General features: G+C 61.7%; 24 protein-coding genes and 1 pseudogene. 14 read left to right on the top strand and 11 right to left on the bottom strand.

The genetic code is table 11. The features are described from left to right. On the top strand, positions 1–1,206 hold the full coding sequence (locus tag AC0L37_RS16180; protein ID WP_282222651.1) for an ABC transporter permease: 1,206 nt from the start codon (positions 1–3) through the stop codon (positions 1,204–1,206). Next, positions 1,203–1,892 carry an ABC transporter ATP-binding protein gene (locus AC0L37_RS16175; RefSeq protein ID WP_269370552.1) on the top strand — a complete coding sequence of 230 codons (690 nt, stop codon included), beginning with the start codon at positions 1,203–1,205 and terminating at the stop codon, positions 1,890–1,892. Before AC0L37_RS16180 ends, AC0L37_RS16175 begins: the two co-directional genes overlap by 4 nt. Here AC0L37_RS16175 and AC0L37_RS16170 read toward each other — a convergent pair. After that, positions 1,889–2,566: a GntR family transcriptional regulator gene (locus AC0L37_RS16170; protein ID WP_269370553.1), complete on the bottom strand. Its 678-nt coding sequence runs from the start codon at positions 2,564–2,566 to the stop codon at positions 1,889–1,891. The two genes, AC0L37_RS16175 and AC0L37_RS16170, sit on opposite strands and share 4 nt — an antisense overlap. A gap of 78 nt (positions 2,567–2,644) precedes the next feature. Between AC0L37_RS16170 and AC0L37_RS16165 the strand changes: the two genes are divergently transcribed. The 11 genes from AC0L37_RS16165 (at position 2,645) to lhpI (ending at position 13,258) form a co-directional block, all read left to right on the top strand. Next, positions 2,645–3,844 carry a mandelate racemase/muconate lactonizing enzyme family protein gene (locus AC0L37_RS16165; RefSeq protein ID WP_282222652.1) on the top strand — a complete coding sequence of 400 codons (1,200 nt, stop codon included), beginning with the start codon at positions 2,645–2,647 and terminating at the stop codon, positions 3,842–3,844. Beyond that, positions 3,844–5,097, top strand: a complete 1,254-nt coding sequence (locus tag AC0L37_RS16160) for an ABC transporter substrate-binding protein (protein WP_282222653.1) — start codon at positions 3,844–3,846, stop codon at positions 5,095–5,097. Before AC0L37_RS16165 ends, AC0L37_RS16160 begins: the two co-directional genes overlap by 1 nt. 55 nt (positions 5,098–5,152) lie before the next feature. After that, on the top strand, positions 5,153–6,067 hold the full coding sequence (locus AC0L37_RS16155; RefSeq protein ID WP_212659475.1) for a carbohydrate ABC transporter permease: 915 nt from the start codon (positions 5,153–5,155) through the stop codon (positions 6,065–6,067). Between the two features lie 9 nt (positions 6,068–6,076). After that, positions 6,077–6,910 carry a carbohydrate ABC transporter permease gene (locus tag AC0L37_RS16150; RefSeq protein ID WP_282222654.1) on the top strand — a complete coding sequence of 278 codons (834 nt, stop codon included), beginning with the start codon at positions 6,077–6,079 and terminating at the stop codon, positions 6,908–6,910. 4 nt (positions 6,911–6,914) lie between these two features. Beyond that, a complete protein-coding gene (locus tag AC0L37_RS16145; RefSeq protein WP_282222655.1) occupies positions 6,915–7,964 on the top strand; it encodes an ABC transporter ATP-binding protein in 1,050 nt (349 codons plus the stop codon). Then, entirely contained in the window at positions 7,964–8,296 is a 333-nt protein-coding gene (locus AC0L37_RS16140; protein WP_282222656.1) for an L-rhamnose mutarotase, read from the top strand. Before AC0L37_RS16145 ends, AC0L37_RS16140 begins: the two co-directional genes overlap by 1 nt. A gap of 32 nt (positions 8,297–8,328) precedes the next feature. Then, entirely contained in the window at positions 8,329–9,510 is a 1,182-nt protein-coding gene (locus AC0L37_RS16135) for an aldose 1-epimerase family protein (RefSeq protein WP_282222657.1), read from the top strand. Beyond that, positions 9,507–10,271 carry an SDR family NAD(P)-dependent oxidoreductase gene (locus tag AC0L37_RS16130; protein ID WP_282222658.1) on the top strand — a complete coding sequence of 255 codons (765 nt, stop codon included), beginning with the start codon at positions 9,507–9,509 and terminating at the stop codon, positions 10,269–10,271. The genes AC0L37_RS16135 and AC0L37_RS16130 overlap by 4 nt, the downstream gene beginning before the upstream one ends. A 16-nt stretch (positions 10,272–10,287) precedes the next feature. Continuing rightward, positions 10,288–11,484 carry a CaiB/BaiF CoA transferase family protein gene (locus AC0L37_RS16125; protein ID WP_282222659.1) on the top strand — a complete coding sequence of 399 codons (1,197 nt, stop codon included), beginning with the start codon at positions 10,288–10,290 and terminating at the stop codon, positions 11,482–11,484. Further along, the gene (locus AC0L37_RS16120) at positions 11,481–12,251 is read left to right on the top strand and encodes an enoyl-CoA hydratase/isomerase family protein (protein ID WP_282222660.1); all 771 of its coding nucleotides are present in this window, start codon (positions 11,481–11,483) and stop codon (positions 12,249–12,251) included. Before AC0L37_RS16125 ends, AC0L37_RS16120 begins: the two co-directional genes overlap by 4 nt. A gap of 65 nt (positions 12,252–12,316) precedes the next feature. Beyond that, positions 12,317–13,258: a bifunctional Delta(1)-pyrroline-2-carboxylate/Delta(1)-piperideine-2-carboxylate reductase gene (gene lhpI, locus AC0L37_RS16115; protein ID WP_282222661.1), complete on the top strand. Its 942-nt coding sequence runs from the start codon at positions 12,317–12,319 to the stop codon at positions 13,256–13,258. Here the strand turns inward: lhpI and AC0L37_RS16110 are convergent, their stop codons facing one another. The 10 genes and pseudogenes from AC0L37_RS16110 to AC0L37_RS16065 all read right to left on the bottom strand — a co-directional run bounded on the left by AC0L37_RS16110 (position 13,259) and on the right by AC0L37_RS16065 (position 23,225). After that, positions 13,259–14,290: a trans-3-hydroxy-L-proline dehydratase gene (locus AC0L37_RS16110; RefSeq protein ID WP_282222662.1), complete on the bottom strand. Its 1,032-nt coding sequence runs from the start codon at positions 14,288–14,290 to the stop codon at positions 13,259–13,261. A 24-nt stretch (positions 14,291–14,314) separates the two neighbouring features. After that, on the bottom strand, positions 14,315–15,418 hold the full coding sequence (locus AC0L37_RS16105; protein ID WP_282222663.1) for a cis-3-hydroxy-L-proline dehydratase: 1,104 nt from the start codon (positions 15,416–15,418) through the stop codon (positions 14,315–14,317). Positions 15,419–15,436: 18 nt separating this feature from the next. After that, a pseudogene (locus tag AC0L37_RS16100) lies at positions 15,437–16,437 on the bottom strand (4-hydroxyproline epimerase). A 13-nt stretch (positions 16,438–16,450) separates the two neighbouring features. Beyond that, positions 16,451–17,701 (bottom strand): NAD(P)/FAD-dependent oxidoreductase, encoded by a 1,251-nt coding sequence (locus AC0L37_RS16095; RefSeq protein ID WP_282222664.1) that lies wholly within the window; start codon positions 17,699–17,701, stop codon positions 16,451–16,453. A gap of 20 nt (positions 17,702–17,721) precedes the next feature. Next, positions 17,722–18,627: a dihydrodipicolinate synthase family protein gene (locus tag AC0L37_RS16090; RefSeq protein WP_282222665.1), complete on the bottom strand. Its 906-nt coding sequence runs from the start codon at positions 18,625–18,627 to the stop codon at positions 17,722–17,724. Between the two features lie 35 nt (positions 18,628–18,662). Then, on the bottom strand, positions 18,663–19,388 hold the full coding sequence (locus tag AC0L37_RS16085) for an ABC transporter ATP-binding protein (protein ID WP_249327878.1): 726 nt from the start codon (positions 19,386–19,388) through the stop codon (positions 18,663–18,665). Continuing rightward, positions 19,385–20,170 (bottom strand): ABC transporter ATP-binding protein, encoded by a 786-nt coding sequence (locus tag AC0L37_RS16080; RefSeq protein WP_269370581.1) that lies wholly within the window; start codon positions 20,168–20,170, stop codon positions 19,385–19,387. The genes AC0L37_RS16085 and AC0L37_RS16080 overlap by 4 nt, the downstream gene beginning before the upstream one ends. A gap of 2 nt (positions 20,171–20,172) precedes the next feature. Then, a complete protein-coding gene (locus AC0L37_RS16075; protein WP_212659490.1) occupies positions 20,173–21,135 on the bottom strand; it encodes a branched-chain amino acid ABC transporter permease in 963 nt (320 codons plus the stop codon). A 1-nt stretch (position 21,136) separates the two neighbouring features. Then, positions 21,137–22,051, bottom strand: a complete 915-nt coding sequence (locus AC0L37_RS16070; protein ID WP_212659491.1) for a branched-chain amino acid ABC transporter permease — start codon at positions 22,049–22,051, stop codon at positions 21,137–21,139. 76 nt (positions 22,052–22,127) lie between these two features. Continuing rightward, positions 22,128–23,225: a branched-chain amino acid ABC transporter substrate-binding protein gene (locus AC0L37_RS16065; protein ID WP_212659492.1), complete on the bottom strand. Its 1,098-nt coding sequence runs from the start codon at positions 23,223–23,225 to the stop codon at positions 22,128–22,130. Between the two features lie 183 nt (positions 23,226–23,408). Here AC0L37_RS16065 and AC0L37_RS16060 point away from each other — a divergent pair, with 183 nt between their 5' ends. Further along, positions 23,409–24,095: a GntR family transcriptional regulator gene (locus AC0L37_RS16060; RefSeq protein WP_249327879.1), complete on the top strand. Its 687-nt coding sequence runs from the start codon at positions 23,409–23,411 to the stop codon at positions 24,093–24,095. The last annotated feature ends 135 nt before the right edge of the window (positions 24,096–24,230 follow it).

Raw genomic sequence — 24,230 nt, 5'->3', positions numbered from 1 at the left:
ATGCTCTACGGCCTCAAGATTGCCATGCGATATCTCACCGCCAGCAAGGCCCAGACCGGGCTATTGATTGCTGGCGTGGCCGTGGGCGTGTTTGTTTTCATCTTCATGAGCGCGCTGATCGGTGGCCTGGCCGTCTATCTGGTGCAGCGCACGGTTGGTGACATTGCCCATGTTACCGTCCAGGCGCCCAGCCGCGATGCCGTATCGCTGCTGCCCGATAGCGCCGGCGTGCTGGTGGTGCAGCAGCGCGTCACCAATCAGCGCGAACAATTGCGCACCGCCGATGCCTTCGTGCCGGTGATCGAGGCATTGCCTGGTGTGGCTGTCACCTCCCAGCAGATTGTCGGCAATGGCTTTCTGGTGCGCGGCATGGTGACCGCTCCGGTCGGCGTGACCGGGGTTGAGATCGGCAAGGTCTCCGCCATCGCCAATATCGAAAACGCACTGGTTGATGGCAGCACTGATCTGAGCAATTCCACCGTCATCATCGGCAAGACGCTCGCGCACGATCTCGGCATTGGTGTGGGGCAGGTGACCCGATTGCAGTCTGATCGCGGCGTCGAGCGCGCGCTCGTGGTTGGCGGCATATTCGAGCTTGGCCTTGATGCACTCGACAGTCGCGCCGCCTTTGTCAGCCTGGCCACGGCCCGCACCCTGTTCGAACTGCCGCAGGGTATTTCGCGCATTGAGATCAAGCTCGATGATCTTGATCAGGCCGATGCCTTTGCCGCGCGCATCGCGGCTGAAACCGGACTGCAGGCGACCTCCTGGACCGAGGGCAATGCACAATTGCTTTCTGGCCTGCAGGCGCAAGGCAGCTCGGGCACCCTGATCAAGGCCTTTGCCCTGATCACCATTGTCATCGGCGTGGCCAGTGCCCTGCTGCTCTCCACGTATCGCCGCCGCCCCGAGATCGGCATCATGCGCGCCATGGGCGCCAGCCGTGGCTTTGTGATCTTTGTTTTTGTCACCCAGGGCTCGCTGATCGGCATATTGGGCGGTCTCATCGGTGCCGGGCTCGGCTATGCCGCGCTCTCGCCCTTTCCGGTCCCCGAACTGGCCCCGCCCGGCGGCCTGCCGGTCGATGTGCGCCAGGGCGCCTATGGTCTGGCCATCGGCCTGACCACCCTGGGCGCCATCCTCGCCTCCATCCTGCCCGCGCGCTCGGCAGCCCGCGTCGACCCCGTTTCGGTGATCGGTCAATGAGTGCGCTGCTGGACGTCCGCGATCTGGTCAAGACCTATGGCGAGGGGGATGCGGAAACGCGCGTGCTCAAGGGGCTTGATCTGTCACTGGAAACCGGGGAGCTGTCAGCCTTGCTGGGGCCGTCGGGTTCGGGCAAGTCGACCCTGCTGACCATTCTGGGCACGCTGATGAAGCCCACCTCGGGACAGCACATCATGCTGGGGCAGGATCTGACCACTGCCGATGACCGCGACCTCACCGAGTTCCGTAATCGTCATATCGGTTTCGTTTTCCAGTTCCACCACCTGCTGCCCGATTTCACCGCGCTGGAAAACGTCATCTTTCCATCTGCTGTGGCGGCTGGGCGCGAAACACGCGCCGCCCGCGATCGGGGCCGGGAACTGCTGGCGCGGGTGGGGCTGCAGGATCGCACCGATTTTCTGGCCACCAAGCTGTCAGGCGGTCAGAAACAGCGCGTCGCCATCGCCCGCGCCTTGATGAACCAGCCCGAACTGGTGCTGGCCGATGAGCCCACCGGCAATCTCGATCGGGAATCGGCCACCCAGGTGATGGAACTGATCGCCGAGATCAATGACAACGAGCAGACCACTTTCCTGATCTCCACCCACGACGAAAAGATCGCCGAGACCTGTCGCCGCCAGATCCGGGTGCTTGACGGTCGCACCGCAAGCCAGTCCCAGGGCTAGAACAGCCCCATATGGCGCTGCATGGCTGCCGAAAAGTGGGCATGTAACGCCGCCTCGGCCTGCGCCGGATCGCGTGCCTTGCAGGCGGTGATGATCTGCATGTGCTCGCGCAGCGAGCGTTGCGCCAGCGGGGCGGTCAGCTTGCGATCGAGCCGCACCAGCCGCAGATAATTATGCATGCGCTTGTAGCTGGTTTCGATCAGTGGGTTGTTCAGCGCCCCGATAATGGCGTTGTGCAGCAATTGCTCCAGGCTCTCGAGTTCGCTCTTGCCCACATCGGTCAGTCCGTCGCTTTCAATGGCAGCGATCAGCGCCAGATGGCGGCGTTCGATCTCGGCAAGCTCGGCGTCCTCGGCCGTTTCGGCATAGACCGCAACCGCCGCCCGCTCGATGATGCTGCGGAACTGATAGGTCGAGCGCGTCAGCTCCAGCCCCGGCTTGACGAACTGAATACCCGAGCGCGGATGAATGGTCAGCACGCCCTCGGTTTCCAGGATTTTCAGCGCATCCCGCAGCGGCGCCACCGGAATATCGAGTAGCTTGACCAGATCGTTCTGCGACACGAAGGCGCCGGCAGGCAGCCGTCGCGCGAACAGCATTTCCAGGATGCGCGTATAGGCCACATCGCTGAGCCGTCTGCTGCCCCCAGTCCCTGCTGCTACATCTGCACCCACTTGCGGTCCTCCAAACAATGGTCTATCAACTCGTATCACTGATATATCAGTAACACGAATTGGTCGATCAATAACATCATGCGCATTACCGAATTCAGGATTACCCGTTTCCAGTTTGCCCGTGATCGCGTGATCGGCGACAGCCAGGTGCGCGCCGACGACGCCAATGTAGCTGCCCTAGAGCTGATTGCCGATAGCGGCGAGGTGGGCCTGGGCTTTATCCAGACCTTGTTCCATCCGCTGCCCGACGAAAGTGAAATCGAGCGCGTTTTTCTCTCCGAAGCCTGGCCTGATCTAGAAGGTCAGCCGCCCGTGGCGCTGTGCAATCGTGTCGGGCGGCCGCGTGGCGGCAAACAGCGGAGCTTCTCGCTGCCATTCCATGAGGCGCTGCAGGTGGCGCTCTGGGATCTGGCGGCCAAGCAGGTGAATCTGCCGCTGCACAAAATGCTTGGCGGCCAGCGCGAGCGGGTCAAGGCCTATGCCAGTGGCCTCGACTTCCATCTCGATGATGACGCCTTTGCCGATTTCTTCGCCCATGCCGACGAGCTCGGCTACACCGCCTTCAAGATCAAGGTTGGTCATGCCGATTTCGAGCGCGATCTGCACCGCATGCAATTGCTTGCCAATGTCGTGCGGCCCGGCGCGCAATTCATGGTCGACGCCAATGAGGCCTGGGGTGCCAAGGAGGCACTGGTCAAGCTCGAAGCCTTCCGAGCTGCCGGCTACGATCTGCTCTGGGTCGAAGACCCCATCTTGCGTCACGACATCGATGGCCTGCGCCTGCTGCGCGAAAGCGCACCATGGACCCAGATCAATTCGGGCGAGTATCTCGATGTCTCGGGCAAGCGCGCGCTGATGGCTGCTGGTGGTACCGACATTCTCAACGTCCATGGTCAGGTCACCGACGTCATGCGCGTTGGCTGGCTCGCCGCCGATCTGGGTGTGCCGGTGTCGCTCGGCAATACCTTTCTTGAGGTTGGCATCCACGCCGCCTGCGCGCTGCCCGAGGTCGAGTGGCTGGAATATTCCTTCCAGAACTTTGACCATCTGGTCGACCAGCCCATCGAAATTCGCGACGGCTGGGCCTATGCCCCCGATCGTCCCGGCCACGGTCTGGTGCTCAGCGAAACCGCGCGCACCCAATGGCGCCGCCCCAAATTGCTGAGCCGCGCCGAACTGGGCGAGGCCCTCACAATCCGCGCGTCAGAAGCGCACCGAAATTGGCAGTCAGCCGGGGTTAACCGGTGCTGCCGACACCCATCATGGAGGAGACAATGATGAAACTGACTCACACACTCGTCGCGCTTTCCGCGCTGCTGGCAGCCAGCCCCACGCTGGCCCAGGAAATTACCGTCTGGGACTGGAAGTCTGGCGACCCGGTAGCGGCAGCCTATTTCGATCAGGCCAAGACCGCCTTTGAGGCCGCCCATCCCGGCGCCACGATCAACTATGTCTTTCAGCCCAATGACCAGTATTACACCCTGCTCGGTACAGCGCTGTCCTCGGGCGCGGGCCCGGACGTGTTTCTGATGAATGGTGGCGCCCAGGCCAAGGCCCGCATCGAGGCGCTGGTCGACCTGACTGCCGAAGGCGCCGACCTGATCGGCACTGAAGAATTCGCTGGCGACGACGGCAAGCTCTATGCGCTGCCGCTGACGCTGCAGGGCTTCGTGGTCTATTACAACAAGGGCCGCTACACCGAGGCGGGCCTTGATGCCGAAAACCCGCCCACCACCTGGGCCGAACTTGAAGCCGCGTGCGAGGCCATCAAGGCCAAGGGCGCCGTGCCCTGCTTTGCTCTGGGCAACAAGGAAGGCTACGGCGCCGAATTCTTCCTGTCCTCTGTGGCGGCCACCTCGCTGACCGCCCAGGAACAGGCTGACTGGACCGCCGGCAAGCTGAAATGGTCCAGCCCGCAGATCAAGGCGATCCTGCAGGCATGGGTCGATACCCAGGCCAATGGCTGGTACCCACAGGGCGCCAACTCCACTGCCAAGTTCATGGACGAATACGAGATGTTCATGCGCGGCGAAGCAGCCAGCACCATCGGCCTGCTCTCCGACGTGGCGCACTGGAAGCAGTTTGACGAATTTCTCGGTGCCGACAATCTGGGCGTCTTCCGCCATCCTTCCCCCACCATCGCTGCCGACAAGACCGAGGGTGAGCCCAAGGTCCCCGTCTCGGGCGGCATCGGTTACGGCGTCAACAAGGCATCGGCCAATGTTGATCTGGCCAAGGCCTTTGTTGCTGAACTCGCTTCGCCCGGCCCGATCCAGACCTTCGTCAACATTGCCGGCGTTGTGCCGGCCAATACCAAGGTCGATACCTCCGGTCTGGCCAGCCCTTCCATCAAGACCATTCTGGAATGGCTGGGCACATCGAGTGCCCCGACCGCTCATGCCAATGCCTCCGCTCAGGAGCTCGAAGAATGGCATCGTCAGAGCCAGCTCTTGCTCAATGGCGAGACCAGCGTGGATGATGCAGCTGCCCGGCTCGATACCGTGCAGGCCGAAGCCAAGCCGCAGGGCTGATCGAACGCACGATCACGGGTGGGGCCTTGGCCCCACCCATTCCGGAAGCTGATCAATGACCACCACCACGACCGCGCCGATGACCAGAAAACGCAAGCCCCGGCAGGGCTCTCGCGCCGAACGCCGTTTTGCCTATCTCTTCGTGCTGCCGGCGGTACTGTTGGTGCTGGTATTCCGCATCATTCCGCTGATCTGGGGATTTGCGCTCTCTTTCACCAATTCGACCGGGCTGGGCACGGCTGATTTCGTCGGCGCGGATAACTATGCCGCCATAGCCGGCGATCCGACCTTTCACGCATCCCTGCTTAATACCGTGATCCTGCTGGCAACCCTGCCGATCTGGATAATGCTGCCCATGTTGCTGGCCATCCTGATCCATCAGGGTGTGCCGGGCGGCAAGCTGTTCCGGGCGGTCTATTTCTTCCCCGCCGTGCTCAGTTCGGTCATTGTGGGCTCCATCTTCAACGTCGTGCTGCGCTATGATGGCTCGCTCAATGCACTGCTGAAATTTTTCGGTATCAATGCCGTCGACTGGCTGGGCACTGGCGCCACCGCACTGGGCAGCCTGATTGCGGTACAGCTGTGGTCCACCTTCGGCATGAGCCTGCTGATCTTCCTGGCTGGGCTGTCGACGGTGCCCAAGGACATGATAGAAGCCGCGCGCCTCGAAGGCGCCTCGCTGGGCCAAACCTGGTGGCACATCATCATTCCGGCCTTGCGCCCCATCATCGAATTCGTTGCCGTGGTCACCACTATTGGCGTGCTCACCTCGATGTTCGGCCTGATCTATGTGCTGACCGCCGGCGGTCCGGGCACAGCGACCACAATGCCCGAATTCCTCATCTGGCTCGAGCAGGGCAAGATGAACCGGCCCGGCTATGCCGCGGCAATTTCCATGGTGCTGTTCGTCTTGATGGGGGGGCTGGCCTGGCTCCAGATCCGCATCATGAACCGCAACGCCAATCTATAGGAGGCGGACATGGCTGCTGCGGGCAATAAAGAAAAGCGCATTCTCTGGATCATCTCGGTGCCCATGGCACTGCTGGCGCTCAGCTGCGTCTATCCGGTTTTCTTCGCCATCAACAACGCGCTCAAGACCTCCAAGAGCTACATTCTGGATCGCTTCGGGCTGGCGACAGCGCCGACCTTCGACAATTTCGTGCAGGCCTGGACCCGCTCCAACCTCGACACCTATTTCCTCAATTCGGTGATCGTCACCGTCGGCGCGGTGGCGCTGCTGCTGGTGGTGTCCTCGCTGGCCGGGTTTGCGCTGGCCGTGCTGCGCTTTCCCATGCGCAAGCTGATCTTCATCGTCATTCTGGCGTCGCTGATGATCCCGGTGCAGGTGGTGCTGGTGCCCTTCTACAAGACCATTATCGGGCTGGGCCTGCTCAACACCCATGTCGGACTGATCATCTCCTACACCGCGTTTTTCCTGCCGTTCTCGGTCTATCTGATGACCGCCTTTTATAGCGGTCTGCCCCGCGAACTGGTCGAGGCGGCCCGCATCGATGGGGCCAAGCTGATCCAGGTCTGGTGGCATGTCATGCTGCCCATGGGCAAACCCGCGCTGATCACCCTGGGCATTCTCAACACGCTCTATTGCTGGAACGACGTGCTCATCTCGTTGCTGGTGCTGCAGGACAAGCGCACCCTGATGGTGGGTATCGCCGCGCTGCGCGGTGAATACACCACCAATGTGCCCCTGCTGTCAGCCGGCATCGTGCTGGCCGCCGCACCCATCGTCATCATCTACATCATTTTCCAACGGCAGATCGTCTCCGGCATTGCCGTTGGCGCCGTGAAGGGCTGATACCATGCCAGAAATCGCACTGCAGAATATCCACAAGAGCTTCGGCAAGGTCGACGTCATCCGCGATGTGTCGCTGGAAATCGAATCCGGCGAGTTCGTGGTCTTTGTCGGCCCCTCGGGCTGCGGCAAGTCCACCCTGCTGCGGGTCATCGCCGGGCTTGAAGACGTCACCGATGGCAGCGTTCATATCGCTGGCAAGGACGTCACCGATGAGGAACCCTCCGATCGCGGCGTCGCTATGGTGTTCCAGAGCTATGCGCTCTATCCCCATATGAGCGTGGCCGACAATATGAGCTTTGGCCTGCGCATGGCGCATCGGCCCAAGGCCGAGATCGACGACAAGGTCGGCCGTGCTGCCAAGATACTGCAGCTCGATCAACTGCTCGACCGCAAGCCGGGCCAGCTCTCGGGCGGCCAGCGCCAGCGCGTCGCCATTGGCCGCGCCATCGTGCGCGATCCCAAGGTGTTCCTGTTCGACGAACCCCTGAGCAATCTGGACGCCGAATTGCGCGTCCAGATGCGCGTGGAAATTGCCAAGCTGCACAAGACGCTGGGCAATACCATGATCTACGTCACCCACGATCAGACCGAGGCGCTGACTCTCGCGGACCGCATCGTCGTGTTGCGGGGCGGCGTGATCGAACAGGTCGGCTCACCGCTTGAACTTTACGAAAACCCCGCCAATGCTTTCGTTGCCGGCTTTATCGGCTCACCCCGCATGAACTTCGTCGCTGGCAAGGGCCTGCCAGCCAATCGCATCGCGGTTGGCGGCATCGAATTTGATGCGCCGATCGACGTCACGTCCGGGGCCGAGGTTAGCGTCGGCATCCGCCCCGAGCATCTCGATAGCGAAACCGGTGTGGTACTGCCGCTCAAGGTTGAACTGGTCGAGCAGCTCGGCTCCACCACCTATGTGCATGGTGTGCTCGAGACCGGCGAGACGGTGGTGGCCGAGCAGCGCGCTGGTGGCTGCAGTCTGGGCGATACCATCGAGGTCCGGTTTGATCCCAAAAAGGTCCGACTGTTCAACGCCGCCGGTATGCGGTTGCGCTGATGGGCCAGCGCATGGCCATGGTCATTGCGCTCAAGCCAGAGCGTATTGAAGACTACAAACGGCTGCATGCCGCGCCATGGCCGGAAATGAACGCAGCGCTCAAGGCCGCGCAGATCGCCAACTATTCGATCTATCTGCGCGAGCCGGAAAACCTGCTGTTTGGCTATTGGGAATATGGCGGCAACGATTTTGCCGCCGACATGGCCGTGCTCGGCCAGACAGATGTGTGCAAGCGCTGGCTAGCCCTTACCGATCCCTGTCAGAGCCCGCTCGACAGCGCGGCGCCGGGGGAATGGTGGAGCTATTTGCCCGAAATCTTTCACCTCGATTGAGCCATCGGCAAACCACAACGAGATGAGGCATCATGGTTGAACTGTTTGGAGAAAACCTGTCGCGTCGTGCGCTCGCCGAGCGGGCAGGGGCGTTGTCCCAGTTCGCCGGCGTGCGCCTGATGACACTGGGCGACGGGCTTGAGCGCGGCATCCGCATGCTCGAGTTCCGCACCGGCACCGGTCTGCGCTTCACCGTGCTGATCGACCGCGCCTTTGATCTGGCCGATTGCGAATTCAAGGGCCAGTCCATTGGCTGGAATTCGCCCGCCGGATTCCGCCATCCCGGCCTGCACGAATATGAGGGCGAGGGCGGTCTGGCCTGGGCACGTTCGTTTTCCGGATTGCTGGTGACCTGCGGGCTCGACCACATCCTGTTCATGAACGACGTGCCCGCTGATAATTATGTCTATGGTCCCAAGGAGACTGTCAGCCACTCCCTGCATGGCCGTGTCGGCACGATCCCGGCCAAGATGAGCGGCTATGGCGAGCGCTGGGAGGGTGACCGCTGCTTCCTCTGGGCCGAGGGTATGGTGCAGCAGGCCGCCGTGTTTGGCGAAGACCTGCATCTGATCCGCCGCATTGAAGCCGAAGTGGGCACCAATGAAATCCGCATGAGCGACCGCGTGGTCAATCACGGCTTCTACAAGACCCCGCACATGCTGTGTTACCACATCAATCTCGGCCACCCCGTGCTCGACGCCGGGTCGCGCTATCTGGCGCCAATCCGCGACGTCGTCTGGGCCGCTCATGCTGGCGCTGACTATGAAAAACAGCAGTCCGGCTACCGCACGCTGCCCGCGCCCCAGCATGGCTTCCACGAGCAGGTCTGGCAGCACGAAATGGGCGCCGACGTAGCCGGCGAAGTCCCCGTGGCGCTGGTCAATGACCGGATCGGTCTGGGCTTTGAGGTCACCACCCGCAAGGAGCAGTTCCCCTGTCAGTTCGAGTGGCAGAACCTGCAGGCCGGCCAATATGCGCTGGGCATCGAGCCCTCTACCCATCACGTTCTGGGCAATCTGGCGGCGCGCGAACGCGGCGAAATGATCTGGCTCGAACACGGCGATGAGCGCCGCTACGACACCATTTTCCGCGTGCTCGATGGTGCCCAGGCCATTGCGGCTTCTGAAGCGCGCATCGCCGCCATCGCCCGGCAGCCCGACAGCGACTACCCAATGCCCTCGGGCTTCTACGCCAAACTGGAGGGCCGCTCATGAGCACCGACACCTTCAGCTCACTGGCCGGCAAGACCATTCTCTATACCGGCGCGGCCGGTGGCCTGGGCCTCGAAACGACGCTCGAATTCCTGCGCACCGGCGCAAAAGTTGTCGCCATCGACAATGACCCTGCCAAGATCGCCGCGCTTGAAGCTGCAGCAGAAGGCCTGCCCGGTCTGACTGTGGCCAGGATCGACATGTCCGACCTGGCCGGTCTGCGCAGCGGGCTTGAGGCGCTGTCCGAACAGGTCGGGGGCTTCGATGTTGTGATCAACAATGCCGCAATCTACCCGTCCAAGCCCTTCGAGGATTTCACCATTGAGGAAATCCAGCTGATCCAGCGCATCAATGTCGAGGCCGGCATTGTCTGCGTGCAGGTGGCGTTGCCGCACATGAAGGCCACTGGCCGTGGCCGCATCATCAATATCGCCTCGGTGACTTTTTCGGGCGGCTGGTCCGAACTGGCCCCCTATGTGCAGTCCAAGGGCGCGCTGATCGGGCTAGCCCGTGCATGGGCCCGCGAATTTGGCGCCCATGGCATCACCGTCAATGCCATCTCACCAGGCGCCTTCCCCACCGACGCCGAAAAGATCCACCCCGACCTGCCAGCCTATGAAAAACGCATCTACGAGCATCAGGCCATCCAGCGTCGCGGCAGCCCTGCCGACATCGCCAATGCGCTGATGTTCCTGGCCTCGGACGCTTCCTCCTTCATTACCGGCCAGACCATCAATGTCGATGGCGGCTGGGTCATGCACTAACCAGACCGGAACTCACATGGGTATTCTCAGCGGCTATCGCGTTCTCGACTGCTCCATCGCCATGGCCGGGCCCTTTGCGGCCCAGCGCCTGGGCGATCTGGGGGCCGATGTGGTCAAGGTTGAACCGGTGACCGGCGAATGGCAGCGCCATGTTGCAGCGGGCGGGGCGCAGGGCAACAAGGTCAACGTCTCGTTCCTCTCGCTCAACCGCAACAAGCGCTCGCTGGCGGTGGATCTGAAAAACCCCGATGGCAAGGCCGCTCTGATCGAGCTGGTCAAGACCGCCGACGTCTTCCTGCAGAACTATCGCCCCGGTGTCGCCAGGCGGCTGGGCGTGGACTACGAAACCCTCAGCGCCATCAATCCCAAGCTGATCTATGTCTCGATTTCCGGTTATGGCGAAGACGGTCCCTATGTGAACCGCCCCGGTCAGGATCTGGTGCTCCAGGGCATGTCGGGCGCCATGCTCTCGGCGGGCCGCGACGGAGAAGCGCCGACCCCCGCTGGACAATATCTCGTCGACGCCATCACGGCCTATACCGCCTTTGAGGGCGTGCTTGCCGCGCTACTGCACCGCGAACGCACCGGCGAAGGCCAGATGGTTTCGGTCAATATGCTCGACGCCATCACCACCATCCAGATGCAGGAACTCTCGGTGTTCTCGGTCGGCAACAAGCCACAGACCCGCTCGGCCGAACCGCACGCCCATGTCTATATCCGGGCGCCCTATGGTGCCTTCGCCACCAGCGATGGATTCATCATTGTCGCCTTCCCCAAGCTGGCGACATTGGGTGAGGTCATCGGCGAACCCAGCTTCCTCGACATGGATGACGAGGTCGATTGCTGGTCCCGTCGCGACGAGATTTTTGCCAGGACGCGGGAGCGGCTCAAGACCGATACATCCGCCGCCTGGCTCGAAAAACTGCGCGCTGCCGATATCTGGTGTGGCCCGGTCTATGGCTATGCCGATCTGATCGAGGACGAGCAGATCAAGCACAACGGCACCTTTGTCGAATATGACCATCCCACCGAAGGTCATGTCAAAACCCCGGGCTTCCCGATCCGGTTTTCCAAGACGCCCTCGACGGTGGATCGCGGCGCGCCCCTGACCGGCGAGCACACCCGCGACGTGCTGCGTGAAGCTGGTTTTGCCGACGCCGCTATCGATGCGCTGCTGGCATCAAAAGCCGTGCTGCAGGAGGGACAGTTATGAGCGACAACATCAAAATTGAGCGCGACGGCTTTGTTGGCATCATCACCATCAATCGGCCCGAAAAGCTCAATTCCATGACACCCGAAATGGCCAGCGCGCTGGTCGAGGCAGTCACGGGTTTCAATACCGATGATGCTATTCGCTGCGTCATCCTCACCGGCGCGGGCGATAAGGCCTTTTCGGCCGGCTCCGATATCCGGGTCCTCGACGATTACGACACGCCCTGGAACTTCCGCAACCGCCCTGACTATTGCGATGCGATCCGGGCGCTGCTCAAGCCATCCATTGCCGCGGTCAACGGCTATGCGTTTGGCGGCGGGCTCGAAACTGCCATGGCCTGTGACATCCGCATTGCTGCCGATACGGCGAGCTTCGCCGCGCCCGAAATCAAGCTGGGCTGGATCGGCGGTGGTGGCATGGCGGTCAATCTCGCCCACGCGGTGGGCCCGTCCAACGCCGCTCTGATGATCATGACCGGCGATCCCATCGATGCGCTCCAAGCCGAGCGCTGGGGACTGGTCAGCCGCGTTGTGCCTCAGTCCAGCCTGCTCGATGAAGCCAGAAAGATCGCTTTGGCCATCGCTGCCCGCGCCCCGATTGCGGCTGAAACCGCCAAGCTCAATCTGCGCGCCGCCTGGGACAAATCCACTGCTGACGCCATCACCTATGAGCGCGATCTGCAGACTATCTGCTTTGCCACCGACGACGCCCGGGAAGGCCGCGCCGCCTTCAAGGAAAAGCGCTTTCCGACCTTCAAACGCCGTTAGGACATTTCGCCACCCCAAGGCAGGCCACGCGTTACAAAACAGTGCGCTTCGCCTATGGTTGGGGGATGAAAACCTATTCCGCACAAGACGTTCGCGAGGGCCTTGATTGGCCTGACCTGATTGCCGCGCTCAAGGCCGCTTTTGCCCAGGGGGTGGAGGCGCCATTGCGCCAGCATCTGCATGTCGGCGGCGATGCCATCAATGGCAATCTGTTGCTGATGCCCGCCTGGCAGGCAGGCCAGCATATCGGCGTCAAACTGGTGACGGTCTTTCCTGAAAACGACGCCGTCGGCCTCCCCGCCGTAGCCAGCGTCTATACGCTGTTTGATGGCCGGAACGGCACCATTATCGGCCAGATCGATGGTGGCGAACTCACCGCCCGTCGCACCGCCGCCGCCTCCGTGCTGGCCGCAACATTTCTGGCGCGCACCAGCGCCCGCAATCTGGTGATCCTGGGCACGGGTCGCGTCTCCAAAAATCTGGCGCAGGCCTATTGCGCCATCTTCGCCATCGACAAGCTGACCATGTGCAGCCGTTCGCTCGACAAGGCGCAGGCGCTGGCCACCGAGCTGGGCCCCATCGCGCCCAATGTCGTCACCACGACCGATTTCGCCAGCGCCGTCAGCGATGCCGATATTCTCAGCACCGCCACGCTGGCCAAGACGCCAATCGTGCTCGGCGAGCTGCTGCGTCCCGGCACCCATGTTGATCTGGTCGGCAGCTTCCGCACCGATATGCGCGAAGCCGATGATGCCGTGCTGGCCCGCGCCGGGGGCATTTTCGTTGATACCTTTGAGGGCGCCAGCAAGGAAACCGGCGACATCACCATCCCAATGGCAGCGGGTACCATTACCCAGGAGAGCCTGCTGGCCGATCTGGCAATGCTGTGCCGTGGCGAACATCCCGGGCGTCAAAGCGACACGGCGATCACCGCCTTCAAATCGGTCGGCACGGCGCTTGAAGACCTGGCTGCTGCCGTCGCCCTGACGGCTGCAGATCGCGATTGATCAGCTGATCTTGGGCCAGGTGTCCGACAGCCGATAACCGGCCGGCCATGGGTCGGCCGGGTCCAGCATTTCCTGCCGCGTCCCGGTGATCCAGGCGCGGCCAGTGATCGAGGGAATGATCGCCGGCTTGCCCGCCAGATCACTCAGCGCTTCGAGCTTGCAGAAGAATTCCGAGCCGATAATCGAGCGACCGACAAATTCGTCGCCCACGCCCATCAACCCGCGCGCATGCAGCACCGCCATGCGGGCCGAACAGCCCGTGCCGGTGGGTGAACGGTCGATCTTGCCCGGCTGGATCACCACGGCATTGGCCCCGGTCAAGCGACCCTCAATGGTCTCGAGCGGTGCCGCGATCTGGCAGAACGAGATATGCGCCCATTCCGGATTGGTCGGGTGGGTGAAGCCCAGCTGTTCATTGGCGGCGCGGGTAATGCGAATGCCGGTCTCGGCAATCTCCCGCGCTTCGTCTTCGCGAATGGCAAAGCCCAGCGCCTTGGCGTCGGCAATCACAAAGCTGTCGCCGCCATAGGCCGTATCGACATTCAGCGTGCCAATGCCTTCCACCTCAATGGTGGCGTCGAGCTTGTCGACGAAGGAGGGCACATTACGCACGGTGATCGACTGCGCCTTGCCGTCGCGACACTGCGCCACCACCTCGACCAGTCCACCCGGTGCTTCAAGCACCATGCGGGTTTCCGGCTCGGTCATCGGCACTATGCCGCTATCGAGCAGCACGGTAGACACGCAGATCGAGTTGGACCCCGACATGGGCGGGGTATCCTCGGGCTCCATGATGATCCAGCCCATCACTGCCCGCTTGTCCTTGGCAGGGACCAGCAGATTGATATGGCGAAACACCCCGCCGCGTGGCTCGTTGAGCACGAAATTGCGCAGCGTCTGGTCCCTGGCGATCCAGCGCGACTGCTCCCACAGCGTATCGCCGGGCGGTGGTGCCACCCCGCCGACAATCACATCGCCCACCTCGCCTTCAGCGTGGCAGGAGATGATGTGAATGGACTTGCTGGAACGCATGGCGAGGGGTCTCGGGGTAAGAGGTTAGACGATATGCAGCGCAGGCTCGCCCAGCACATCCAGACGCGGCGTCACGCCCAGACCGGGTGCATCGGGCGCCGTCATGAAGCCCTGTTCACGTACCGGCGCTCCCTCGGCAATCGAGGTGGTGACATAGCTGTTGAAGTCGGTCGCCGAGAAGCAGAATTCTTCGGGCGTTGAGCGCGCCAGATGGGCGATCGCCGCGGTGGTGATGTCGCCGCCCCAGGTGTCCTCAATGGTCATGGGAATGCCGCTGGCCACCGCCAGATCGCGCATCAGCCGCGCCTTGGTCAGCCCCCCCACCTTGGAGATCTTGAGATTGATCACGTCCATGGCGTCTTCGGCCAGGCCCTTGACCAGCGAGCCGGCATTGTCGATCACTTCATCAAGGATGAACGGGCGACTGGTGCGCCGGCGGATCGACAGACATTCCTCATAGGTCATGCAGGGCTGCTCGATATAGACATCGAGATCAGCCACTGCCGCCACTACGCGGGCGGCTTCAGCGCGGTTCCAGCCGGTATTGGCGTCGGCCACCAGAATATCGCTGGGCGACAGGATGGCGCGGCAGGCGCGGATGCGCTCGATATCCTCTTCGGCATTGCCGCCCACCTTGAGCTGGAACTTGGTATAGCCCTCGGCGCGATAGCCGGCGATCTTGGCCGCCATCTCCTCGGGCGATTGCTGGGAGATGGCTCGATAGAGCGCCACCTTCTCCTGCGCCGCGCCGCCGAGCAGGGTATAGACCGGCAGCCCGGTCAGCTTGCCCAGAATGTCCCAACAGGCAATGTCGATTGGCGCCTTGATGTAATTGTGCCCGCGCAGTACCGCATCCATATGCCGATTGATGCCATTGAGATTGGTCGGGTCCATGCCGATCAGCTTGGGGCCGATTTCGTGTAATCCGCTGCGCACGCCCAGCGCATAGGATGGCAGATAGGCCGAGCCCAGCGGGCAGCATTCGGCATAACCGGTAATGCCCGCATCGGTTTCAATCGCCACCACGGTGGTGTCGAACACATCGACAAAATTGCCATTGGACCAGCTATAGCGGCCTTCCTTGAGCGGCAGATCGACCTGCCAGGCAGTGATGGCGGTGATTTTCATGGCAGTGATGTCCTTGGGTTAGTTGACCAGAAAGCCGTGCTTGAACGGGTCGCGGTCATCGACAAAAATTGTGTTCAGGCCGGTCATCCGGGCCCAGCCGGCAATCGAGGGGACGATGGCAGGCAGCCCGCCCACGCTCAGCGTATCTTCGACGCGACCCTTGAAGATCGAGCCGATAATGCTCTCATGGATGAAGGCATCGCCCGCCTTGAGCTTGCCCTTGCCATACCATTGCGCCATGCGCGCCGAGGTGCCCGTGCCGCAGGGCGAGCGGTCGATGGCCTTGTCGCCATAAAACACCGCATTGCGCGCCGTCGATCCGTCGTGCTTGGGCGCGCCGGTCCACATCATGTGGCTCAACCCGTTGATCTCGGGCTTTTCGGGATGGATGAAGCTGTGTGCTTCGTTCAGTCGCTGCCGCAGCACCGGGCTCCAGCGAATGAAATCGGCCGCCGAGTACTGGTCCATGTCGGCGAAGTTTTCCTGCGGATCGATGATCGCATAGAAATTGCCGCCATAGGCCACGTCGACCTTCAGCATGCCCAGATCAGGGCATTCCACCTCAAGATCGGTCTTGTAGAGGAAGGAGGGCACATTGGTGATTTTGACCTCTTCGACGTAATCACCCAGCTGCCTATATTCGGCGACCACCAGCCCGGCGGGTACTTCAAGCCGCACAGTGCCGGGTGTCTTGGGGGTGATCAGCCCTTGTTCAATCGCCATGGTCACTGTGCCAATGGTGCCGTGTCCGCACATGGCCAGACACCCCGAGGTCTCGATGAACAGGATCGCCATGTCATTGGCCGGATCAGCGGGGGATAGAGGATCGAGCCCGACATCACATCATGCCCGCGTGGCTCAAACATCAGCGCGGTGCGGATCCAGTCGTGGTGCGCCAGGAAATCGGCCCGCCGCTCCAGCATGGTGGTACCCTTGAGCAGCGGCCCGCCGCCGGCCACCAGTCGCACCGGATTGCCGCATGTGTGCCCATCTACGCAAAAGAAACTGTGTCGTGCCATGGCTGTTCTCGAATTAAAAACGGTCCGCCGCAAAGGGCGTGATGTCGATTGCCGGTGCCTTGTCGCTGATCAGATCCGCGATCAGCCGCGCTGTTGCTGCCGATTGCGTCAGGCCCAGATGCCCGTGCCCGAAAGCATAGACGATATCAGGGCTTGCCGTTGAACGACCGATCACCGGCAGGCTGTCGGGCAGCGACGGCCGAAAGCCCATCCACTGCTTGCCGCCGTCGGTTTTCAGCCCCGGCATGAAGCTTGCGGCCTTTTTCAGCATCGCATCGGCCCGGGCATAATTGGGCGGCAATTCGAGCCCGCCCAGTTCCACCGCGCCACCAATGCGTATGCCATTATCCAGCGGCGTCACCACAAAGCCGTGCCCGCCAAAGATCAGCTGACGCTGCAAGGGGAAGGCACCGGCGGGCAGGGTGGTATTGTAGCCCCGCTCGGTATCGAGCGGCACGCTGTCGCCCAATCCCGCAACCAGGTTTTTCGACCAGGCGCCACAGGCAATCACCACCTGCCTGGCCAGCAGCATCTCGCCATTGCCCAGCGCGACGATGATGCCATCATCGCCCGGCTTGACGCTGCTGACAGTCTCGGTGAGCAGCGTGGCACCCTTGGCCAGCACAGCCGCGCCAAGCGCGCTGGCAAACTCATAGGGCTCGCTGACGGTCTGCCATTGCGGCACGAATGTGCCGGCAACAAACCGCGCGGCCAGCCCCGGCTGCAATTCCGCCAGCCGCGCCCCGCGCACATGCTCAAAGCCGATCCCGTTTGCCTCGCGCACCGCCCAGCCCGACAGGCTGTCGCTGAATTCTGCTTCGCTCTCGTAAAGCTCCAGCGAGCCTTCCGAGCGCACCATATGCGCGGTGCCGGCCGCCTGCGTCAGGGCCGCCATCTCGCTGCGGGCCAGCTCCATCAGCGCAACCTGCGCGGCAATGCTGGCATCGCGCTTGTCGAGCCAGCCCGCGCGCCAGAAGCGCACCAGCCAGGGCATGATTTTGACGAAATAGGCGGGCGGAATGCTCAGGGGCCCCAGCGGGTCCATCAGCCAGCCGGGAACCTTTCCGATCATTCCCTTGGCCGCCATGGGCAGCACGTCGGAAAAGGCAAAGGCGGCCGCATTGCCGAAGCTTGTGCCCCGGGCAATGCCTGTCTTGTCGATCAAGGTCACACTGCGCCCCGCCTCTTGCAGGCGGAACGCAGCTGAAAGGCCGATAATACCCGCCCCGACAATGACGACATCAGCCTGGTTGGTTTTGACCATTTGGCTGTCTGCCGATCGGGCTAAAGTGCTGCCAGCGTGGGTCGCGTATCAATGGCGGTCTGGACGATCTTTTCGATCATCTTGCGCTCCTCGCCGATCAGCGGCAGGCGCGGTGCGCGTACCCATTCGGCGCCTTCGCCAGCCATCTGGTTGGCCAGCTTGATATATTGCACCAGCTTGACCTTGGTATCGAGATGCAGCACCGGCATGAACCAGCGATAGATCGCCAGGGCTTCATCGACCCGACCGGCCTTGGCCAGCTTGTACATCTGCACGGCTTCATTGGGGAAGCTGTTGGTCATGCCCGACACCCAGCCAACCGCGCCGAACAGCACGTTTTCCAGCATCAGGTCGTCCACGCCACAGAACAGCTTGTAGCGATCGCCCAACACATTGATCATATCGGTGATGCGGCGGCTGTCATGGCTGGATTCCTTGACCGCCACGATGTTCTTCTGATCGTTCAGCCCGACGAAATCCTCGGGCAGCAGGTCGACCTTGTAGGCGACATGATTGTTGTAGATCATCATCGGCAGATCGACGGCCTGCGCCAGCTTCTTGAAATGCTCGACAGCTTCGCGCGCATCCTGCTGATAGACCATGGTTGGCAGTGCCATGATGCCGTCAGCGCCGGCCTTCTTGAGGCGATTGGCGGTCTCGATAGCCAGATCAGTGGTGTATTCGGCAATGCCGGCAATCACCGGTGCGCGGCCATTGGATGCTTCCACGGCGGTACGCACGACGAGTTCTTTTTCATCCAGCGACAGCGACGAGTTTTCGCCCAGCGTGCCCAGCATGATGAAGCCTTCGCAGCCCGCCTTGAGGCTGGATTCGACATGCTTTGCGGTCGAGGGCATATCCAGCGCCCCGTCCTGCTTCATTTCGGTCATCAGAGCGGGGATAACGCCTTGCCAATTCACAGTCATTTCAGTCTCACAGTCTAGAGGGATTGATTGAAGTTCTATTCGCCCAGATAGGCCTGGACGATGGATTTGTCGGCGCGCAGCGTGGCGGCCTCGCCCTGCATGCGGATATGCCCGCCCTCGAGCACATAGCCATAATCGGCCAGCTTGAGCGCCAGCCGCGCATTCTGTTCGACCAGCAGGATGGTGGTGCCGGCCTCGTGCAGCCGTTTGACGATCTGCATCGTCTCGATCACCAGCTTGGGGGCCAGACCCATCGACGGTTCGTCCAGCAGCAGCAGGCGAGGGCCGTGCATCAGCGCCCGGCCAATGGCCAGCATTTGCTGCTCGCCGCCCGAGAGCAGGGAGCCGTCGCCATGCTGGCGCTTTTCCAGCACGGGGAACAGGCCGAACACCTCTTTCATCCGCTTGGCGCGAAGGGCCGGGTCCTTGACGGTAAAGGCGCCCAGTTCGAGGTTTTCGCGCACGCTGAGCCCGCGCAGCACGTGGCGCCCTTCAGGCACATGCACCAGACCGCGCCGGGCGATCTCGTGAGCGGGTGTCTGGGTAATGTCTTCACCCTCAAACAGCACGCGGCCACCGGTTGCGCGCACAAGGCCCGAAATGGTCTTGAGCGTTGTGGTCTTGCCCGCGCCATTGGCGCCCAGCAGGGTCACCATGGCGCCAGTCTCGACCTTGAGATCAATGCCGTTCAGCGCCACGATCCGGCCATAGCCAGCGGTGACCCCTTCGAGCTGCAGGATGGTTTCAGCTGGGGTGCTCATAGCAGGTCCTCCCCGTCTTCCTGACCCAGATAGGCTTCGATCACCTTGGGGTTGGCCTGGACTTGCTTTGGTGTGCCTTCGGCAATCATCACGCCATGGTCGAGCACGTTGATGTGTTCGGAAATCTTCATCACCATGCCCGTGTCGTGTTCGATCAGCAGCACCGAGATATCGAGCTCATCGCGGATGCGCCCGATTAGCTCAAGCAGACCCTGCTTTTCGCCGGCATTGAGCCCCGCTGCGGGTTCATCCAGCAGCAGGAGCTTGGGCCGTGTCGCCAAGGCACGGGCAATTTCGACCCGGCGCTGATGGCCATAGGCCAGATTGGTGGCATCGCGATCCATCTCATCGGCAATGCCGACAAACTCCAGACACTCAATGGCGTGCGCGCGGATCATTGCTTCCTCGCGGCGCTGGCTGGGCAAGCCCAGAATGGCCGACAGGGCCCCCGCCTTGGAGCGGCAATGACTGCCACTCATCACGTTTTCCAGCACGGTCATCTGCTGGAACAGCCGCACGTTCTGAAATGTGCGCGCGATCCCTGCCTGGGTGACCTTGTGGGGCTTGAGGTTCATCAGCTCATGGCCATCAACCTTGATCGAGCCCGACTGCGGTTTGTAAAAACCGGTAATGCAGTTGAACAGCGAGGTCTTGCCCGCGCCATTGGGGCCGATCAGGCTGGCGATCACGCCGCGCCCGACAGTGAAGTCGACATTGTCCAGCACGGTATTGCCGGCAAAGCTGAGATTGACGCCGGCCAGTTCGAGGAGGGGATTACTCATGATTATTTCCCCCTCACAGGCCAGATGCCACTGGGTCGGAACAGCATGACCAGCAGCAGACCCACAGCGAACAGCAACAGGCGGAATTCGCCCATGTCGCGCAGCAGTTCGGGCGCCAGCACCACGATGAAGGCACCCAGGATCACACCCGGGATCTTGCCCATACCGCCAAGGATCACGGCCATCAGGATCAGCACCGATTGCTGGAACGAGAAACTTTCCGGCGAAATGGCGCCCAGATTGACCGCAAAGAACGCTCCGGCAATGGCGCCAAAGATTGCGCCGATGACATAGGCGGCCAGTTTGACGCGCACCGTGTCGATGCCCATCGCTTCGGCGGCATCTTCGTCGTGTCGCACATAGAGCCAGGCCCGACCCAGTCGCGAATTCTGCAAGCGTACGCTGACGATCACAGCCAGGATCGCGAGCACCACGAACACATAGTAGAATTCAAACGGGGTATTGATGTGCCAGCCAAACAGCCAGGGCTGCTGGATGCCAGAAATGCCGCTGGCGCCGCCGGTGATGTCGAGATTGCGTGCGGTAAAGCGCACGATCTCGCCAAAGCCCAGCGTCACAATGGCCAGATAGTCAGAGCGCAGGCGCAGCGTTGGTGTGCCGATGACAATACCGGCAACCACGGCCGCACCCACGGCCACGGGCAGGGTGACCCAGAAGTTGAGCCCGAATGTGTGGGTCAGGATACCCACCGTATAGGCACCAACCGCAAAGAAGGCGGCATAACCCAGATCGAGCAGGCCGGCATAGCCCACCACCACGTTGAGCCCCAGCGCCAGCACCACATAGAGCAATGCATTGGTCAGGATCACGGTGGCATAGGGCCCAAGCGAAATGGGCGCGATCAGCAGCAGCGCGATGATCACCGCAAAGGCTGTGTAGCGTTTCCAGGGTTCGTTGAACTGGGCGATGATGTTGTTGAAAGCGTTTGAGCGGGGCTGGGCCATGTTACATGCGCTCCTGCTCTGACTTGCCCAACAGGCCGGTCGGCTTGAGGACCAGCACCAGGATCAGCACGGAGAACGAGAACACGTCCTTCCACTCGCTGCCAATGCCGGGGATCTGTGTGCCAAAGGCTTCCAGCAGGCCCAGGATCAACCCGCCCAGCATGGCGCCGGGGATCGAGCCAATGCCGCCGATCACCGCTGCGGTGAACGCCTTGATGCCGATCAGAAAGCCCATGAAATACCAGACCGAGCCGTAATAGGCCCCGGCCATGGTGCCTGCCGCAGCGGCCAGTGCCGAGCCGACAAAGAATGTCACCGCGATCACTGCGGTGACATTGATCCCCATCAGGCGGCACATGTCCTTGTCGATTGAAATGGCGCGCATGGCGCGGCCGTACTGGGTGCGCGAGACGAAAAGTTCGAGCCCGATCATCAGCGCCGCAGCAGTGCCCACCAGGATCATCTGGTTATGGCTGATGAACAACAGGCCCAGATTGATACCGCCAAAGCCCAGATCAGCGCCCATGGGCTGATACTGGCCATGGGTCAGGGTCAGCACGCCGTTCTGCAACACCAGCGACACGGCCAGTGCCGTGATGAGGATCGAGAGCCGGGGGGCATTGAGCATGGGTTGGTAGGCAACCCGCTGGATCACCACGCCCAGAAAGCCCACCGCGATCATCGCCACGACCATCGAGATCGCAACGCCTGTCCAGCCGGGCCCGACAATGGGCGCGATTACCGAAAGAATAAGAAAGCCGACAAAGCCGCCGACCATGTAAATATCGCCATGGGCGAAATTGAGCAGCTTCACCACACCAAAGATCATGGTGTAGCCCAGCGCCACCAGCGCATAGAATGAGCCGAGAACCAGCCCGTTCACCAGCTGCTGCAAAAAGATATCAAGGACCGACATTCACAAGCTCCCCACCTGACCCCGATTGTGATTGACCCCGCCGCTCTGGTGAGCGGCGGGGCCTGTAATCGGTCGCCTATTCAGCCAGGGTCCAGGCACCGCCCTTACCCTGCAGCACCACGAAGTTGGAGCGTGCCAGGGTGTTTTCAGGGGTGAAGGTGATCTGACCGGCAATGCCGGTGTAATCCGACGCGGCGAGCGCGGCGTTGATCGCTTCGGCATCGGTGCTGCCAGCAGTCTCGATTGCCTTGGCCAGCAGGTGCATGCCGTCATAGGCCAGTGGGGCATAGGGGCCGGGAGCCGAGCCATTGGCTTCGGTATAGTCGGCGATGAAGGCTTTTGCTTCTGGCAGGAATTCGGCGGTCGGGTTGGAGAAGCCGACCACGCCATCAGCGGCCGAGCCGGCAATGTTGAACAGCTCGGGCGAGTTTGAACCATCGCCCACGGCGATCTTGCCCTGATAGCCGGCCTGACGCAGCTGACGGATCAGCAGGCCACCATCGGCGTAATAGGCGGTCCAGAACACGGCATCGGGATTGGCCGAACGAATGGCGGTCACGATGGCCGAATAGTCCTGCTCGCCTTTATTGGCGACTTCAAACGCGGGCACGGTATTGCCGGCTTCTTCCCAGTTCTTCTTGGTCAGATCGGCAAGGTCCTGCGAATAGGCATCGCCCTGGTTCACGATGGCCAGCGAGCTCACGCCATTGGCCGTGAAATATTCGATGGCCTTGGCCACCTGATCATTGCCGGTGGAGTTGATCATGAAGGCATTGCCGGGATTGGCGGGGATCAGCTTGGTCGAGTTCGCAGCTGCGATCACGAATGGGATGTTCGCATCGCCAAAAATCTTCAGGGTCGGAACAGTCGCGCCCGAGCAGTAGCCACCGACAATGCCGGTCACATCGGACGAAGCCAGCTTGCTGGCAGCGTTGACGGCCTGCTGTGGGTCGCAGCCATCATCACCAACAACCGAGCTGAGCTGTTCGCCCAGCACACCGCCGGCAGCATTGATTTCGGCGATCGCCAGATCAACCGCATTGGCCATGTCCTGGCCATAGGTTGCTTCCGATCCGGTGGTGGGCACCAGGATGCCGATCTTCATTTCCGCGTAGGCGGGCGCAGCGAACGCCATGGCAATCGCGGTGGTCGCAAGAAGTGCAGTGATTTTCATATTAAAGGCTCCTCAACCCTGTTTTCGACCCTGGCTTCGTTCCCCTCACCAAGGCTTCTGAAACCAAGATTTGCACGATTGTATCCAATATACAACATGCTATGTTGGTGGTCCCACGAAGTGATTGTGGTTGGCAAAAAGCACCGGTAAAAGCCGGGCATTGCCAATCTTGGAGGAAGTGGATTGATCGACCAGCTCAGCGCGCGAGCATCTAATCTTGGAGCCGGGGCGTCCTCATCGGACGTCATTCACGACGCCCTGCGCGCGGCGATCATTCGCGGTGAACTCGAGGAGGGCCAGACCCTCCGCCAGGACGCCATCGCCAAGATGTTCAATGTCAGCCGCATCCCGGTGCGCGAGGCGCTCAAGCAGCTCGAAGCCAGCGGGCTGGTGACCTCTGTGCGCTATAAGGGCGTCGTGGTCAGCCGCATATCGAGCGACGAGATCCGCGAGATTTTCGATTTCCGCGCCACGGTCGAACCCAAGTTGATTGCCCATTCCGTACCCCGCATGAGCCAGCAGGCCATCGAGCACGCGCAGGATCTGTGCAACTCATTTGAGCAAGAAACCGATGGCGTGCGCTGGGGCGACCTCAATCGCCAGTTCCATTCCTCGCTCTATGTCGACGCCAATCTGCCCTATTATTTCGCGGCTGCCGAAGCCGCCAATGATCGCATCGAACGCTATATCCGCGCCCAGCTCAGCCTCGCCCATGGCCGCGAACGCGCCATTGAAGAGCATCAGCAGATCATCGATGCCTGTCGTGCCGGCGATGCCGAACGCGCCGCCGATCTGACACGCCAGCACATCGTCAATGCCTCGCTGTCCCTCACCCGTGTCATTGAAGAACAGGTCCAGCAGCGCGACTGATCGCGGCGCATGCGCTCGTGACTGTTACCCTTGGCCCGTAAAATGTCCGGCATTGGGCTAACCCGCTCATCACCCCGCCATGGCAGTGTCGCCATTGCCACCATACCCATATTGCGGGACGGTGCGCATGACAGG

Source organism: Devosia sp. J2-20 (assembly GCF_055808475.1).
Note: the sequence above shows the minus strand (reverse complement) of the source record. Positions and strands in the feature narration are given on the sequence as shown.